This window comes from Roseibium sp. AS2 (genome assembly GCF_038900065.1).
Taxonomy (GTDB): Bacteria; Pseudomonadota; Alphaproteobacteria; order Rhizobiales; family Stappiaceae; genus Roseibium.
On the sequence record NZ_JBBMQN010000005.1, the window covers coordinates 453,602 to 470,551 of the forward strand.

Here is a 16,950-nt window from a genome sequence, read left to right on the forward strand (position 1 = left end):
CCCGGTAATCGTCATGACGTCTCAGCCACCCAAGAGTACATTTTCCGCCTGTCCGCATGACTGCCCGTCAACCTGCGCGCTGGAGGTGCAATTCGATGCCGATGGCACCATCCGCAGGCTGAAGGGCGCGCGCGACAATGCCTATACGGCAGGCGTGATCTGCGCCAAGGTCGCACGCTATGCGGAGCGGCTCTATCATCCCGAGCGGCTGCTGAAGCCGATGCGCCGGGTCGGCGCGAAGGGAGAGGGCCGGTTCGAGGAGATTTCCTGGGAAGCGGCTCTGGACCTGATCGCGGAGAAGTTCCTGGCCGCGGAAGCCGAATTCGGCGCCGAAAGCATCTGGCCCTATCATTATGCCGGCACGATGGGCCTGGTGCAGCGCGACAGCATCCACCGGCTGCGCCACGCCAAGGGCTATTCGCGTCAGTTCGACAGCTTCTGCACCAACATGGCCTGGACGGGGTATGTCGCGGGAACCGGCAGGCTGGCCGGTCCCGATCCGCGCGAGATGGCGCTGTCCGACCAGATCGTCATCTGGGGCACCAACCCGGTGGCGACCCAGGTCAACGTCATGACCCATGCGATCGCGGCCCGCAAGAAGCGCGGCGCGCGCATCATTGTTGTCGACGTCTACGAGACCGAGACCATGAAACAGGCCGACATCGGCCTGGTCGTGAAACCGGGCACGGACGCGGCGCTGGCTTGCGCGATCATGCATGTGCTGTTCCGCGATGGTCATGCGGACCGGGACTATCTGGAACGCTATACCGACTGCCCGGCGGAGCTGGAAGCGCACCTGAAGGACAGGACCCCGGCCTGGGCTGCCCGGATCACCGGCCTTGACGCGCACCGGATCGAGGAGGCTGCCCGGCTGATCGGTTCGGTCCGGAAGACCTATTTTCGCCTAGGCTATGGCTTCACCCGCTCGCGCAACGGCGTGGTCGGCATGCATGCCGCCTGTTCCATCGCCGCGGTCACCGGCTGCTGGACCCAAGAGGGCGGCGGCGCGTTCCACAACAACGGCGCCATTTACGAGCTCAACAAGGAAATGATCGAGGCCGGCTCGCTCAGGGATCCGTCCGTACGTGCCCTCGACCAGAGCCTGGTCGGCCGGATCCTGTCCGGCGACAAGGCCGCGCTGCTCGGCGGACCGCCGGTCAAGGCGATGCTGATCCAGAACACCAACCCGGTGTCGGTTGCTCCCGAACAGGACCGGGTCAAGAAGGGCTTTCTCCGCGAGGACCTGTTCACGGTCGTGCACGAGCAGTTCCTGACCGAAACGGCGCGGATGGCGGATATCGTCCTGCCGGCAACCCAGTTCCTGGAACATGACGACATCTACAAGGGCGGCGGCCACCAGTACCTGTTGCTCGGACCAAAAGCGGTCGATCCGCCGGCTGGGCCGAAAGAAAACATATTTGTGATCAATGAGATCGCCCGGCGGGTTGATTCAAAATCTCACCCCGGATTCGATCTTGGCGCGCGCGATCATATCGACTGGATGCTGAAGAATTCCGGCTACGGCACGCTCGCTGAGCTGGAGGTGTCCAGGTGGATCGATCTGCAGCCCGATTTTGAAACCGCGCATTATCTGAAAGGCTTCGGCCACGCGGACGGAAGATTTCATTTCAGGCCGGACTGGGGCCGTTCGCCGTCGCCCAACAAGCCGGACGGCGATCCGTTCGGCCCCTGGCAGTCGATGCCGGAACTTCCGGACCAGTGGGACAGCATAGAAGCCGCCGACGACCGGCATCCGTTCAGGCTGGTGACCGCACCGGCCCGCTCGTTTCTCAATTCCAGTTTCAACGAGACGGAAACGTCGAGAAAGAAGGAAGGCCGTCCCGAAGTCTGGCTGCGTCCGGAAGAGGCCGCGCGCCTGGGTATTGCGGAAGGCGCAAGGGTAAGGATGGGCAATGACCGCGGCGTGGTCACGCTGCATGCGCGGCTGGTCGCCGCCGTTGCGCCGGGAACGGTGATCTCCGAAGGCTTGTGGCCCAATGATGCCTTCGAGGACGGCAGGGGCATCAACACCCTGACCGGCGCCGATCCTGTCGCCCCCTATGGCGGTGCGGCCTATCACGATACGGCTGTGTGGGTGAGGGTGGTCCAGGGCGCGTGAACCGCCGTCTCTCCGGTGGGTTCGGCCTCGTGAGAACGCGAATTGTTGGCGATCACGTATTATCTTCGTTGCCAGATTGATCCTGTAACGGAAGCAACTTAGGGTGGGTCTGAGGGATTCTTTTCGTCGGGTGGGTTGTGTTCTCGCTGAGCGCACTAATCGCGTTTCCACCTGTCGGTGCGTCAGATTGCGGACCCGCGCGGGCTGCCTGAAAAAGAAGTTGCTGGAGAGGGCGATGATCAAGACTTTTGTTTCTGCCATTGTGATGGCCGGGTGCGCGTTTTCTGCTCAGGCTGAGGTCTGGTGCGATGCTGTGCCGCCAAGCCCGTACAATACGGCGGCGGGCCTGATGCCGACCGAGGGAACATTCGAAGGCACGACATGCGCGGAGCTTGAGGTGCTGCTGAAGAAGCCGAGCGCGACCCAGCCGTCCGGCGACAAGTCGGCACCTGAAGTCTACGAAAATCTGGTCAGCCTGTTTTTCCTGAACATGTGCCACCGCCGGTTGGCGCCCATCAAGGATGGCAAGCCTGCAGGTGAGGGCTGGTATCGCGACAAGTTTGTGCGCCAGTTGGGCCCCGACATGGCAACCGCCGTGACTTTCGGCACAACCGGCTCCGGCGAATGGCAGACCTTTCAGAGCGCTTTTCATTCGCCTGCCGTGATCTGGTACAACCAGATCGCATTCGAGTGGATTTCCAAGTACCGGCCGGGTGAGGACACAGGCTACACGCCTCCGCAGGCGCCGATGCCCGATGGCGCGATCATCGTGAAGGAAATGTATGCCGCGCCTGCCACCGTGTGCCAGGATCGCGATCCGATGACGCTGTATCCCGAAAGCGGCCTGGCTTTCATGGTGCGCGAAGCGGAAGCCACCAGCGACGGCTGGTATTGGGGCTACTACGGTCTGGCGCTCGGCGACACCAAGGCGGATGCGCAACGCAACTTCGCGACGCAAACCACGAAATTCAGCAAGGGCGCGACCACGAAAAATACGTCCGCCAATGATTGGCCGGCTGCCTACTGGGGCGCCCCGTCCATGGGCTTCGGGCAGTATTGCGTCAATTGCCACGCCTCCGCCATCGACAATTCGACCTTCTCGACCATGAACAACCTGCAGGTCGGCGAGGGCGAGCCACAGACCTACCTGACCAACTCCTGGTTCGATGTCCAGGTGTTCAGCGACCCGACGTCCATAACACCGTCGACCACGAACTCGGGGACCGCCGTACCGGCAAGCGGGCATCAGCAGCGCGCCTTTCAGCCTGCGATCGATGCAACGGAGCGCCTTGACCCGGAGGCGGCCAAAAGCCTGCTTGAGACCTATCTCTACGACAAGACCCCGGTGCCGACCGACACCACCAACATCAGCATGGTCAGCGCGACCTATGACACCGCGACTGCCCTTGCCGGCGCGCCCACAGATGCGAGCGAATATCTGACATCGGATCAGTGTGCCGGCTGCCACGATGCGGGCGGTACAGGGATGCAGTTCGACATGACCCAGCCGCTGACTGCGGCGGAGCACACGCGGCTGATGGAGAACGCGGGTGCGGATGCGTCGGTGCCGCATCTCTACAACTATTCGCCTTATGCCACATGGCGGACCTCGCCGATGGGTCTGGCCGGGCGCGATCCAATCTTTTACGCGCAGCTGGCCTCCGAGACGACGACGTTCCACCCGGGAACCTACGACAACGGCGCCAAGAGCGTACCGGATTTCATCGAAAACACCTGTTTGGGCTGCCACGGGATCTCGGGTCAGCGCCAGTTCCAGATCGACACATACGACGCGGCGACCGACACCTGTAAGGAATTCACCCGCGGCGATGTCATGGCCAGGCAGGAGACGTTCGACGACCTGCCGGCGCGCCACGCAGCTCTTGCCAGGGACGGGATCAACTGCACCTCCTGCCACCGCATGGATTTCAGCGACGCGACCGTTGCCGGGTCCGGCGACAACAGTGAAACTGCGGCCGCACCCGAGACACGCAACGCCTGTGTGGAACAGCGCCAGGAAATCTTCAGCCAGAACGGCGACGGCAAACCGGCCAACACCAACTTTGCCGCCACTTTCACCGGCAGCTTCAAGGTCGGCCCGGCTACGGAGATCAACGGACCGTTCGGCGGTCCGGACGATCCTGCCGGACCGATCAAGCCGGTGCCCATGCAGAATTCCCTCGGCATCACGCCGCAGTACCATGATGGCTTTGGGGAATCCGTTGTGTGTGGTTCCTGCCACACGGTGCATCTGCCGGTTCTGGGCAAGACGGATCCAGCCAGCGACAGCCTGAACATACTTGGCTACGTCTATGAACAGACGACCTATCCGGAATGGGCCTTCAGCGACTTCCGCTCCGGAGAACTGCTCGGCGTTGAACTGTTGGGCAGGCCCGACAAGGGCAGCAAGGATCAGGAATGCCAGGGCTGCCACCTGCCGAGCAAGACGCGCGATGGCAAGGACTTCGTGAGCAAGATCGCGGGCATTCAGGAACGCACGAATTTCCCGGCCTCCGACTACGTGGAGACGGCGGAAGATGTCGATCTGCCTTACCGCGAGGGCTTCGCCAAGCACACGCTGGTCGGCCTGAACATGTTCCTTGTGGAGATGGCCGATAAATTTCCGAGCGTTCTCGGAATTGCCTCCAAAAGCCCGATGCTGGTCGGCAATGGGCTGGACCCGGCCGATCTGACAAAGCTCGCGATGCTCGACAACGCGAGAAACGCAACGGCGAACGTCGCGGTGGGCAAAGCTGCGTCCGTTCCGGTAAACCCGGCCACCGGCAGCCCCTTTGGCAATGCCTATGAGGTGACGGTGACCAACAAGACCGGGCACAAGTTTCCCTCGGGCGTCGGTTTCCGGCGCGCATTTATCGAATTCACCGCCTATGACGACGACGACAAGGTGGTGTGGCAATCGGGGGCGGTGAACCCGGCGGGGCAGATCGTCAACGCGAAAAAAGACCCGATCGAGGGGGAGGTCTGGTGGACCAAGCAATGCGGACGCCCGGCCAACTGGAAGGACCGGCCGCATCAGCCGCACTACGAGCTGATCACGGCACAGGATCAGGCGCAGATCTATCAGGAACTGGTCAGCACGCCGCCCGCGAATGCGACACCGGCGAGCTGCGGCCATGATGCGAAGCCGGCGGGTACGCTGACGACCAGCTTCCTGTCGATCTGTTCGGAGGTCAAGGACAACCGGCTCTACCCGTCCGGCTTTCTGCCGCTGGCACACCGGATCGAGATCGCCAAGGCCCTGGGTGCGCAAGCGGATCTGGCCGAAGATACGACGGCGCTGGGCGTGAGCGATGCCGAGGGTGTCATCGATCCCGATTATGATGCGGAAGGAAGCAGCCCGATCACCGGTGCGGACACCCTGACCTATGCCTTCGATCTGCCCGACGCGACTGTCGCCAGGGTTACGGCACGGCTTCTGTATCAGGCAACGCCGCCCTTTTATCTGCAGGACCGCTTCTGCACCGGCGTTGGCAACAGGGATACGAACCGGCTGTTGTATCTGACCGAGAACCTGGTTGGCGAGGACACGCCGGAGATCAAGGACTGGGTGCTGCAGGTCGGTGCCACGGCGGTCGACCAGGTCTCACCGTGAGCCAATGGCGTACCTGTGCTGTAACAGTTGGCGAAAGGCGTATTTTGACAAGTTCGCCTTTCCCGACACCGCTGCGGTGCCGACCGACGACGCGGATGCCTACCGGCTCAATCCGCGTCATCACTGGTTGTTCAACAAGCTGATTGTCGCCGAGCTGCAGGGACTTCAGGCCGGACCATTCGGGGTTCCGCCGACGTTGCAACCGCTCTTCGCCAAGCCGATCTACAATCTTTCCGGCATGTCCGTGGATGCGCGCAGGTTCGACACGATCGACGAGTTCGAAAGCACCCTGCGCGCCGGCATGATGTGGTGCGAGTGCCTGGAAGGGCCGCACTACAGTGTCGATTGCGTTGCCGTTCGCGGAAAAGTGCCCTGGATCTGCGTCACCAGGGGATATCCTCTGGACAAGGGCACCTGGAACTACTGGCATGTCAATGTGCCCGTACCGCTGCAGGTCGAGGCCCATCTGAAGGACTTCGTCGCCCGGCATCTGGACGATTATACCGGGGCGCTCAATTTCGAGTTTATCGGCACCGCCATCATCGAGGTTCATCCCAGGATCGCCGTGCAGTGGATCGACCTTTACGGCGACGACTTCGTGAGGGCGCTGCACACACTCTACGAGACGGGACAATGGGACTGTCAGCCGGAAGATGAGGGCGGTTACAGTGTGGTCGCCTTTGCGCCACCTGCCCACTACCGGGCACCGTCACCGGAAGTCTGGGAGCAATGGACGGCGACCGAAGGCGTGACCTACATGCAGTTGCCTTCCTACGCGCCGGACGGGAGTTTCAACACGCTCGGCATGCCGGAAGGCGGCATGCGGCTCGTCGTGATCAACACGCGCGACCCCGGATCCGGCTTTGCATTGCGCGACGATCTGGTGGCCTATTACCTCGGCACAGCGGAACTCTCCGAGCAAGGAAGCCGGACCCAGCCGGAAGCCTGTCAGACGGGATACTGACACATGCCGCTGGCGGACAGGCCAGACAGGAACGTCCGGGAATACGCGAGAACACGCGATACCGCACTGACGGGTGCGGACACCGGCACCTGGACACATCGGGACTTCACGCCGATCCGCCAGATCTGTAGACAGGGGGTGTCGTATTTCTCACTGGAGACCCGGATGCCGGAAGACCTCAGTCACTGGACGCCGCGCGAACGGCCGGAACGCAAGGTGCTCGAAGGCCGCACTGTCAGACTCGAACCGCTGAACCCGGCCCGGCACGGCAAGGCGCTGTTCGACGCCTCGAGCGTGGCCGATGCGGACAGCCGGTTCCGGTGGCTGCCCGAATATCCACCTGCCACTGAAGCGGACCTGCTCGACTGGGCGGCAAGGGCCGCCTCAAGCGAGGACCCGCTGTTCTTTGCGGTGGTGGACAAGGCCAGCGGAAAAGCCGCCGGCCGGCAGGCCCTGATGCGCATCGACCCGGCCAATGGCGCGATCGAGATCGGCAACATCTATTGGGGGCCGATGATCTCACGCAAGCCCGCCGCCACCGAGGCCCTCTACCTGTTCATGAAGTATGTTTTCGACGATCTCGGTTACCGCCGGTTCGAGTGGAAATGCAACAATGACAATGGGCCGTCGAAGGACGCCGCCCTGCGCTTCGGCTTTCAGCCGGAGGGTGTCTTCCGCCAGCATCTTGTGGTCAAGGGACAGAACCGGGACACGGCGTGGTTCGCGGTGATCGACAAGGAGTGGCCTGCTCTCTCGAAAGGCTACGAGACCTGGCTCTCGCCGGAGAATTTCGGTTCAGACGGCGGGCAGGTCCGGCGCTTGGCCGACTGTATTGCAGAGGCGGTAAAAGCGATGACGGTAAAAGCGATGACCGGCGGAGCCGCCTGACCGGAGCGATGCGTGCTGGTTTCAGGGCAAGCCGGGATCCCCCTGATCGCCGTCTCGTCCGTCCGGGTGGATGGTCAAGTTTTCGGTTGAGATTTGTTGCTTTAAAACAATAAATTGTATTTGCTCCGGTACCCATGTTTAATGAAGCAGCGGAATTTTGCGATGCCGTTCTGGCGGAAATGAACATTTGACGGGAACGGATGCGCAAGGCGAACTTGAGCGCCGGCAGGCTCCCGAACTGTTTCAGTGGGGGCACAAGTGAGCAGCATTGTCGACGAGATCGTCAGCCTTTGGTCCGATGTCAATCCGGTGGTGGGCTATACCAGCGGCTATCTCGGCAAGCTGACGGCACTGTTGTTCCAGACCCCGGAAAATGTTGAGAAGCTCTATCAGCGCATCGAATACCTGACGACCCGCCTCGACGAAATCGCCGATCTCGACATCCGGACGGCGGCCCGGGCGGTGCTGGTCAGCCAGCGGACCCAGCTGGAGCTTGCGCGGCCGAGCGGTGCGGGCCCGTCCGGCACGGGGGCGGGTGGCGTTTATGCCGCTGCCGACGGCATCTTCTATATTCTCCTGAAGGGCGACGGCAACAAACCCTGGGTCGCCGGTTACCTGGAAGTCGTGCGCGAGATGATCGTGTTCGAGGCGGAGCGCTGGGCCGAGGGCAATTATACCGCCGAGATCCGCAAGGAATGCCTGAACACGGTCGGCTATGTCGACGGCAATCTGAAGGCCATGCTGCAGGCCAATCCGACCGTGTCCTCCCAGGTCCGCGCCATCGAAAAGGCCCTGCAGCGCTATCAGGAAATCTTCTACAGCCCTGGGCTTGCTTCCAGCGAGTTCAAGGTCTATTGGCCGGCGCTGCTCGAAGGCGACGCGGCGAGCGGTCCGGTTCGGGCCAGGGGGTATCCGGGCACCTTGAAGAACTACTACGCGCTCCAGATGAACGAGGCCGATGTCGAACTGCAGGCGAAAAGCTGGATGCAGCTCGACATGCCCGTGACCCTGGACCTCGCCCGCCGGATCGCGCCCAAGGTGGGGGCTGCGCAGGACAGTTCGCTCCAGACGGTCTGGGACGCGGTGAGCAGGAATTACGCCGTCGATTTTTCGGCCGAGAAGATGCAGAAGGTGCTGAAGGCCTGCAACGATTTCGGCCAGCGCTACATCATCGGCTTCACCTCCGCCGACAAGGTGCTGTTCGATCCGACACCCGGTTATCTGGTCAATCTGGTGACCGGCGGCGAGGACTTCGCGGTCGACTACCTTACCGACAAGCCCTATTCGCAGCTCTACCTGACGGCCTCCAAAAACACCTCTCTGCTGACCATGATCAACATCCTGGTGCATGAGGCCTCGCACGGCTTCAATTTTGTCATGTCGGCACGCAAGGCCCCGAAGCTCCTCAACCTGAACACCTCGATCGAGGTGCCGATGACCGAGGGTCAGGCTTTCTACCGGGAATATCAGTATTACGCGGCGGCCGCCGACCTCGTCGGCCAGACCGGTCTCGACCCGGTTCAGCAGGCCTACCTGAACCTTTACGGTACCACGCCCGTGGACCAGGCCAATGCCGTGCAGGCCGCGCAGCTTGAAACCTATATCTGGCGGGTGATCCGCTACATCCGCGCACTCTGCGACACGGAGGTCAACGGGGGCAAACGCACCTATACCGACTTCATCGCCTGGGCGGCGGCGGCCACCGGCCTCAGCGAGGAAACGCTCCACGGCGAGTGCTTCACCTTCCTGGCCGCACCCGGCTACGCGCCGTGTTACGCGTTGGGTGGGGCCATCTACGGATTTCTCCAGACCAAGGGCATTCCGAACGGGGTTCAGGAAGCGGCCTTCAACACCGAAGCCTCCTCGATAGGTTTCTCATCCTGGCCGGTGGACCAGGCCAGGCTGGCGAAAATCGCCGCCGGCGACCGCGCCCCCGCCGGCGCGGCGCCATAGGAAAAGCACCTCGTTCACGTCTCCCCGGCCTGGTGCGGGAGCCAGGCGCGGACAAGAGGAAGGGCAGGCCGCCGATCCCGTTGCGCCCGTCAGCACCACGATGCCGCGCATATAAGGAAGCATCACGATGACACAGCACCGCACGCCCGAACCGGGGCCGGTCACGTTTCTGCCGGGATACGGCGCGCCGAAGGAGGTTCAGCTTGCCGGTCATCTCACCGCCAATGAGGCCTGCGGCGACAATCTGTTCTTCTGGTTTTTCGAAAGCCAGGGTGATCCGGCCAACGACCCGGTCGTCATGTGGCTGAACGGCGGGCCAAGGAAACGTGAGGGAGGAATAATTTCATGAACATGCAATCGTTGCCACTGGTTCTCCTGGCTTTCACCACGTCACATGTTGCATCGGCTGAAATGGTTATTGTCACCGGGACCCCAGGAACCGGCAGCTGGCAAGTGGCTGAGACTGTCGAGGAGTTTCTGCTGGAACACGACGACCTGAAAGTGGGTCCTATTCAGACGCACGGGACGAATTCCAATCCGGAATTTCTGGAAGCGAGCCGTCGTGCCATCGAACTGGGATCCAATCGACCCATCGGAGTGAGTTTTGATGACCGGCTGGATGCCCTGGTGGGTGATGACACCCTGTTTGGCCAGTTCGGAGAAGCGCAACCTTTCGAGAACATCAGCCGACACAAACGCATAAGTACCAAAAATGACAGAGTGGACTGGGTCGGGCTTGGCTGGGTAAGGCAGCAACCGTTCGAGCCGATTGGCGATGAAGAGAACGACTGTGATCCTCAACGTGATTGGGAGAACAAACAATGTGCCTTCAGGAGCGAATTTGGGGACGAGTTCACAATTCGGGTTCGGCTGGGTCACAGAGGTTGGTCTGTCTATGGGGTCGTCGGATTCGCCCCCGCGGACGAAGACGCAATGAATCCGCTGGTGGACGCTCTTGCCTCAGAAGACTGGAGCGAAACGGCGCGCGATCACTTTTTCATCGTTCCCGATGATGTCGTGCGCAAGCAGCGCAAGGTGACCTTTGAACTGTGGGACTATTCGGACATGAACAATCCGCTGGAAACTGTCTCGGGAGAAGCTGCGGTCCCTTCCTTGAAATCGGACAAACTTCAGTCCGGCAGCCGGAACAGTTGTGGCGGCCAGTCCAGCGCCTGTCCGGAGTTCAATATTCCTGAAGATGTCATGGATAGCCATCTGAAAGGTGCAGGATTGGACGAGCTGCGGTGAAACGGACATGACGGAGAAACCGGAGAAACCGGAGAGACCGCTTGAGAAACCCGAAGCTTCGCGGCCCTCCGGAATGAAGTGGTACAAAAACGAGGATATACCGCGCTGGATCGGCGCGCTGTCGGCTGCCCTGAGCGCCGCTGCGATCATCGTGGCAATATCGTCTTATCTCCTTGCCCGGTACTGTTTCGAGACCGAACTGGTGGTCTCGGCTCCCGAGGTCATCGAGTTTCGCTGTTCGACGGCTTCGTTCGAGCCTTCGGATTGCGCCGGTGAGTCCAGCAATTTCGTGTATTTGTCACTGACGGCTGCATTCAGGATTTCCGCTGTCGGGCCGGACCTGCATGAGGCGGCCCTGAAAGGCATGGACGCACTGGTCTCCATTCCAAGGAGCGATGGAACCACGGATGGGTACCGGCTTCGCTCATTCTGGTCGGGAGATCTTGTCGGTACGGAAAATCCGGGCCTGAAACAGTCCGTCCCGCTTTCGCTGAAAGGCGGACAAAGCATCAGTCAGGAGATCTGGTTCTTCCCGATTTCGGTTCTTTGCGAGTCCGAGGCGTGTGATGAAAGACAGAACTTTTTGTCCTGGCATGATTTCAAGTCCCAGCTTCAAACGGCCAGCGCGCTCAAATTGCCGGGATTGCAGGTGGTGTTCAGGTTCGACGGCCAGAACGCCGGCGGCGGCAATCCCGAACCGATCGTCTGCTCAGTCAACAATGGCAGCAGCCTGGCAACAAAGCTCAAACGGATCGAGGCCAGGGAGGATCGCAGCTCCGTTCCCTGGCCGATATCGGTGACACTTCCCTGCACCGAATTCCTGAAAGGATGGGGCAAAGAGAGCTGATGCTCTCTTATGCGCGTGAGGAACCCGCGCGGTTCAAACTGTTTTTGAGGCCGCAAACGGCAGGAGTTCCAGGAGATGAACCCTAGTGTCCCTTCGCCGCCGAAGGTTTCCCGCGCGCCATCCGCCAGAGCGGCAGGAACACCTTGTCGGTAACCGGGATCAGTACCAGTCCGAGGGCCAGGCCGAAGACACCGTCCATGGCTGCCGTGGCAAGCCAGGCCATGAAACCCTCGAAGTGTCCGATGGTGTGGGCGAGGCCGTGGGCAAGGTCGTGAATGATGCCATAGACAAGGCCGAAGCCCAGAACGTCGAAACCGTGCAGCACGATGGAGCCGCCGACCCACAGCATGGCGGCCGTGCCGATGGTCATGAGCAGTTTCAACAGGCCGGGCATCGCCTTGACGATGCCAAGGCCGAGCGCGCGCGTGACGCCGAGGCGGCCCTTCTGCGACATCATCAGGCCGATGTCGTCCGCCTTGACGATCAGAGCGACCGATCCGTAGACCATTACCGTGATGCCGATGGCAACGACGGCCAGGGTTGCCGCTTCCATCCAGATGGTGCCGTCCGGGATCTCGGCCAGCGCAATGGTCATGATCTCCGCGGACAGGATGAAATCGGTCTTGATGGCCCCGGCGACCTTCTGTTCCTCCAGGTGGCGCGGATCGAGGACAATATCCTCCGGTTCGTCCGCGTCGTGATGTTGCGGCGCGAAGATGTGATAGATCTTTTCCGCCCCCTCGAAACACAGATAGGCGCCGCCCAGCATGAGCAGCGGCGTGATGATGCCGGGCAGAAACGCGTTCAGCGCCAGGCCCGCGGGCAGCAGGAATATGAGCTTGTTCTTGAGCGACCCCATCGCGATCCGCCGGACGATCGGCAGCTCACGGGCGGGGTGGAAACCGGCGACATATTTCGGCGTCACGGCGGCGTCGTCGATCACGGCGCCAGCCGCCTTCGCCCCGGCCTTGGCGGCCTGTCCGATCACGTCATCGGCGGACGCGGCGGCAATCTTCGCGATCGCGGCAACATCGTCCAGAAGGGCAAGCAATCCGCTCATGTCAGCTCCAGTTCCGCTCCACTGCGTCCGGTTCAAGCATATAGCGGTTTGTGGGGGAGGGGGCCAGTGGGGAAGAAGGTCGGTAGCGTGAAGGCTGGGAACTGCGGTTGAAAATGTGCGCGACGACTTGGTGCCGGCTGACAACACCCGTATGGTGGCCGCATGAACCTGCGCTCTGTTCAGCTTTTCAGGATGATCGTGCGGACAGGCTCCCTGGCCTCGGCCGCGGAGCGCCTGGGTATGAGTCCCTCCGCCGCAAGCCGCATGATCGGCGTGCTTGAGCATGAGCTGAAGCTGACGCTGTTTTCCCGGCGCAGCCGCAATCTGGATCTCACCGGCGAAGGCCACGAATTCCTGCGGCGTTCCCAGCATATTCTCGAAGGCCTTGAGCGGCTCACGGACATTGCCGCCCAGGTGCGGTCCGTCGATTCCGATCCGCTCAGGCTGGTCAGCACGGTCCCGGTGGCCGCCTCGGTGTTTTCGCCCGTTCTCGCGATCTGGCAGGCGGAGAACCCGGGCGCGCGCAGCGTCCTGAACATCGAGACGCGCTTCGATCTGGAAAGCAAGGTGGCGGCGCGGGAATACAATCTCGGCATTCTGTCGCTTCCGGTCGAGAATGCCATCGTCGATCTCGACGTGGCCCCGCTTGTGAGCGCGCGCTACGAGGTGGCGATGTCGAAGGGGCACCGGCTGGCCGGTCGGGACACGCTGTCGGTTCAGGACATCATGGACGAGGATTACGTCGCCCTGCGACCGGCCCAGCGCTGGCGCAAGCGGCTTGATGCGATGGCGATGTCCCACTCCTTTACGCCGCGGATCGTCTCCGAGACGAGTTCGAGTGCGGCGGCACTCGACCTTGTCCGCAACGGGCTTGGCATAACGCTTGCCGACAGGCTTCACGCGGGGTTCGACGAGGACGAGAAACTGGTGCTCAGGCCGCTCGAGCCGGTCATGTGGACCGATTATTGCCTTGTCACGGGCAAGGGCAGAACGTCAGAGGCAACGTTGGATTTTTCCGACCGGCTTCGCGCCTGGCTGGAGCATCGGTTCTATGACAATCCAGCCCTGGCGGATGTGTTGCGGTTTGCTTCCGATGACGATTCGAGCCGGTTTGCCCGCTCGGTCCCTGCCGCCGCAAGCTGACGGGCAATCGCCGCGCTCTGGCCAGTGTTGCGATGCGGATCGAACAGGATGGTCAGGGACGCGGTGTCTATCGCCCCTTCGATGCCGGGCAGGGCAAGGATCAGACTGTCGAGCCTCTCACCCGTCGACTTCGCCCGCACGGCCGCCGCGTGGAGCGCGTCATGCGCGGCGGCGCGGCCGAGTTCGGGAGCCAGATGCATCATCACACCTTCGAGGGCCGTCAGGTCGCCCGACGATGCCAGGTTCCGGTCCATGGCCCCGGTCTCGACGACCACCACGTTCAGCAATTCCGAAAGACGCGCGAGCACACTCATGGCCAGCAGGCTTGTCTCCTCGACCAGAATACGCAGTTCGCGGTTCGTGACCGCATCGCCTTCATGGCTCGGCGGTGTGATCGTATAGGCTCCGGCGGCCTTGGACCGGAGCTGATTGGCGTCGGCCACAAGCGTGACCACGAGTTTCGGGTTGACCTTGTGCGGCATGGTCGAACTGCCGACGACATCGTGGCCAAGGTCCTCGCTGATCTCGCCGACCTCGGTTTGCATCAGCCTGTACAGGTCGCTGCCGATCCTGGAAACCGCGACGCCCAGCATGGCAAGGCACGAAACATATTCGATCAACCCGTCCACCTGGGAGCGGCCCTCGAAAAGCGCGGACTTCAGTCCAAGCTCCTCGGCAAGCCGCGCGGAAACAAACTGCCCCTTTTCGCCAAGGCTCTGGAAGGCTCCGATCGCGCCGCCGAAACGCAACTGGAACAGGCGTTCTTCGCAATCTGCGATGCGCTCTTCGACGCGCAGGACCTCGTCGATCCAACCGGCGACCTTGAAGCCGAACGTTATCGGCAGGGCATGCTGGCGGTTCGTGCGGCCCACCATTGCGGTCTCCGCATGGGTCTCGGCCAGACCGGCCATGCGGCGCAGGGCCAGTGCAAGCCTGTCTTTCAGGTCGGCCTGCACGTCCTTCAGCACGAGAAGGCGTCCGGTGTCGATCACGTTCTGTGTGGTTGCCCCCCAATGCACCCAGGCGCCGGCCTCGCCGCAGGCATCGGCAAGGCAGCGGGAGACGGCATGGACGGGTGCCATTGTCCGCTGGATCTCGGTGCGAAGCGCGACGGTATCGAGCCTGTCGAGCCGCGCGGACGCGGTAATCCCCAGGGCGGCCCAGTCCGGGATCACGCCCGCCTCGGCCTGGACACGAGCCAGTGCAGCCTCGACTTCCAGCCAGGATTGCCAGCGTCTTTCCTCGCAGAAATAGTCGGATTGTAGGTCAGTCTGCATGGGTCTGTGCTTTCGGTCGCCTGGCATGGAGCGCGCGCGCAGTGGAGGGAACTGCGGACAGCAATGCCTGCGTGTAACTGTCTCTCGGGGCTTGGAGGACGTGCTCGGATGGTCCCGCCTCGACAATCCTGCCCGCCTTCATCACCGCCACACGGTCGGCGATCTGATGGACGACGCCGATGTCATGGGTGATGAGGAACAGCGTGAGGCCGATGTCCGCCTTCAGGTCCGTCAACAGGTTCAGGATCTGGGCCTGAACGGACACGTCGAGGGCCGATGTCGGCTCGTCACAGACCAGGATCTCGGGCTGCATGATCAGGGCCCGGGCGATGGCCACGCGCTGGCGCTGGCCGCCGGAGAGCTGGTTCGGATAATTGTGCAGAAAGGCGCCGGGCAGCCCGACAAGGTCCATGATCGCGCGGACCTTGTCCCACCGCTCCCGGCGCGTGCCGATGGCATGGAGCGCGAGCGGTTGTGCGATTGTCTCGCCGATGCTCCGCCTCGGATTGAGGGAGGAATAGGGATCCTGGAAGACCGGTTGCACGAGCTTGGCCCGATTGACGCCGTTCAGGTCCCAAACCGGCCGGTCGCAAATGCGGACCCTGCCTTCGCTCGGAGCGTCCAACCCGAGCAACATGCGGGCCAGGGTGCTTTTGCCCGAACCGCTTTCCCCGACCAGGGCAAAAGTCTCGCCGCGGGAGACGGTCAGGCTCACGCCATCGACCGCCCGCAGGGACTGAACGGGTTGAAACACACTCCGGCGGGTGGCGAAGACACGCGCCACGTTTTCGATCTCTATCACCGGCGCGCTGCCCGGATCCACATGGGAGGGCAAAAGAGGCATTTCCTCCGCCAGCGCAGTGGCGCGTTGCGGTGGCAGAATGCAGCGGTACTCGTGTCCGGCACCGGCATTCTGAAGGCCGGGCCAGTCCGCACGGCAGCGGGCCTCGGCCAATGTGCACCGGTTCTCGTAGATACAGGCCGTACGGGCACCGTAGACCGGGCGGATCCGACCGGGGATCGCGGACAGGCGCCGCCGTTCGCCGCCAAGTTCCGGCGCCGCGTGCAGAAGCGCCGCCGTGTAGGGATGGCGCGGGCTGCCGAGCACATCGCGCACGGAGCCGGTCTCGACAAACTCCCCGGCATACATCACCGCAACCTTGTCGACCGTCTGGGCGACAACGCCCAGATCGTGGGTGATCAGGATCATCGCCATGCCCAGTTCACGCTGGAGGTCGGCCATGAGCGCGAGGATCTGGGCCTGCACCGTCACATCGAGCGCCGTGGTCGGCTCATCGGCGATCATGAGGTCGGGCTTCGACATCAGGCCCATCGCGATCATGACACGCTGGCGTTGCCCGCCCGAGAACTGGTGCGGATACTGGTTGAAACGCGCCTTGGGATCGGGCAGGCCAACACGGTCCATCAGGTCCATGGCCAGGCGCCGGGCCTTTGCTTCGGACATCAGACCGGCGCGCACGACACCCTCGGTCAACTGGCGGCCGATGCTGTAGACCGGATTGAGCGACGTCATCGGCTCCTGGAAGATCATGCCGATCTTCTGCCCGGCGAAATTGCGCGCAAAGTCCTTGTCGCTGAGCTCGGTAAGGTCGTGATCCAGAAGCCGGAGGCGCTCCGCTTTCCTGACCGCCGACTTGGGAAGAAGGTTCATGAGCGCAAGTGCCGTCATGGATTTGCCGGACCCGCTTTCGCCGACAATCCCGAGGCTTTCGCCCCGCTTGAGATTGAAACTGATCTCGTGCACGGCGTTCAGACGCCCGTTGGGGGTCGTGAGCGAGACGGACAGGCCTGCGACATCAATGACTGTCTCGGACATC

General features: G+C 62.3%; 12 protein-coding genes. 9 read left to right on the forward strand and 3 right to left on the reverse strand.

What is annotated here, in order from left to right; all coding sequences use genetic code 11:
* The first annotated feature begins 13 nt into the window (after window positions 1–13).
* From WNZ15_RS17220 to WNZ15_RS17255, 8 genes are all read left to right on the forward strand, one after another.
* On the forward strand, window positions 14–2,119 hold the full coding sequence (locus tag WNZ15_RS17220) for a molybdopterin oxidoreductase family protein (protein WP_342894228.1): 2,106 nt from the start codon (window positions 14–16) through the stop codon (window positions 2,117–2,119).
* Window positions 2,120–2,354: 235 nt separating this feature from the next.
* A complete protein-coding gene (locus WNZ15_RS17225; protein WP_342894229.1) occupies window positions 2,355–5,732 on the forward strand; it encodes a hypothetical protein in 3,378 nt (1,125 codons plus the stop codon).
* 76 nt (window positions 5,733–5,808) lie between these two features.
* Entirely contained in the window at window positions 5,809–6,696 is an 888-nt protein-coding gene (locus WNZ15_RS17230; RefSeq protein ID WP_342894230.1) for a hypothetical protein, read from the forward strand.
* A gap of 165 nt (window positions 6,697–6,861) precedes the next feature.
* Entirely contained in the window at window positions 6,862–7,584 is a 723-nt protein-coding gene (locus tag WNZ15_RS17235; RefSeq protein WP_342894375.1) for a GNAT family protein, read from the forward strand.
* 258 nt (window positions 7,585–7,842) lie between these two features.
* Complete coding sequence (locus WNZ15_RS17240) at window positions 7,843–9,537, forward strand: hypothetical protein (RefSeq protein WP_342894231.1); 1,695 nt, start codon at window positions 7,843–7,845, stop codon at window positions 9,535–9,537.
* A 127-nt stretch (window positions 9,538–9,664) separates the two neighbouring features.
* Window positions 9,665–9,886: a hypothetical protein gene (locus WNZ15_RS17245; RefSeq protein ID WP_342894232.1), complete on the forward strand. Its 222-nt coding sequence runs from the start codon at window positions 9,665–9,667 to the stop codon at window positions 9,884–9,886.
* A complete protein-coding gene (locus WNZ15_RS17250) occupies window positions 9,883–10,785 on the forward strand; it encodes a hypothetical protein (protein ID WP_342894233.1) in 903 nt (300 codons plus the stop codon). Before WNZ15_RS17245 ends, WNZ15_RS17250 begins: the two co-directional genes overlap by 4 nt.
* Before the next feature lie 73 nt (window positions 10,786–10,858).
* Complete coding sequence (locus WNZ15_RS17255; RefSeq protein ID WP_342894234.1) at window positions 10,859–11,632, forward strand: hypothetical protein; 774 nt, start codon at window positions 10,859–10,861, stop codon at window positions 11,630–11,632.
* Window positions 11,633–11,714: 82 nt separating this feature from the next.
* On the opposite strand, the gene WNZ15_RS17260 is transcribed toward WNZ15_RS17255, so the two are convergent.
* On the reverse strand, window positions 11,715–12,692 hold the full coding sequence (locus WNZ15_RS17260) for a DUF808 domain-containing protein (RefSeq protein WP_342894235.1): 978 nt from the start codon (window positions 12,690–12,692) through the stop codon (window positions 11,715–11,717).
* A gap of 162 nt (window positions 12,693–12,854) precedes the next feature.
* Between WNZ15_RS17260 and WNZ15_RS17265 the strand changes: the two genes are divergently transcribed.
* A complete protein-coding gene (locus WNZ15_RS17265) occupies window positions 12,855–13,835 on the forward strand; it encodes a LysR family transcriptional regulator (protein ID WP_342894236.1) in 981 nt (326 codons plus the stop codon).
* Here WNZ15_RS17265 and WNZ15_RS17270 read toward each other — a convergent pair.
* Both WNZ15_RS17270 and WNZ15_RS17275 read right to left on the reverse strand, forming a co-directional pair.
* Entirely contained in the window at window positions 13,742–15,112 is a 1,371-nt protein-coding gene (locus WNZ15_RS17270; RefSeq protein ID WP_342894237.1) for a lyase family protein, read from the reverse strand. The genes WNZ15_RS17265 and WNZ15_RS17270 overlap by 94 nt on opposite strands.
* Window positions 15,102–16,949 (reverse strand): ABC transporter ATP-binding protein, encoded by a 1,848-nt coding sequence (locus WNZ15_RS17275; protein WP_342894238.1) that lies wholly within the window; start codon window positions 16,947–16,949, stop codon window positions 15,102–15,104. Before WNZ15_RS17275 ends, WNZ15_RS17270 begins: the two co-directional genes overlap by 11 nt.
* Between the last annotated feature and the right edge of the window lies 1 nt (window position 16,950).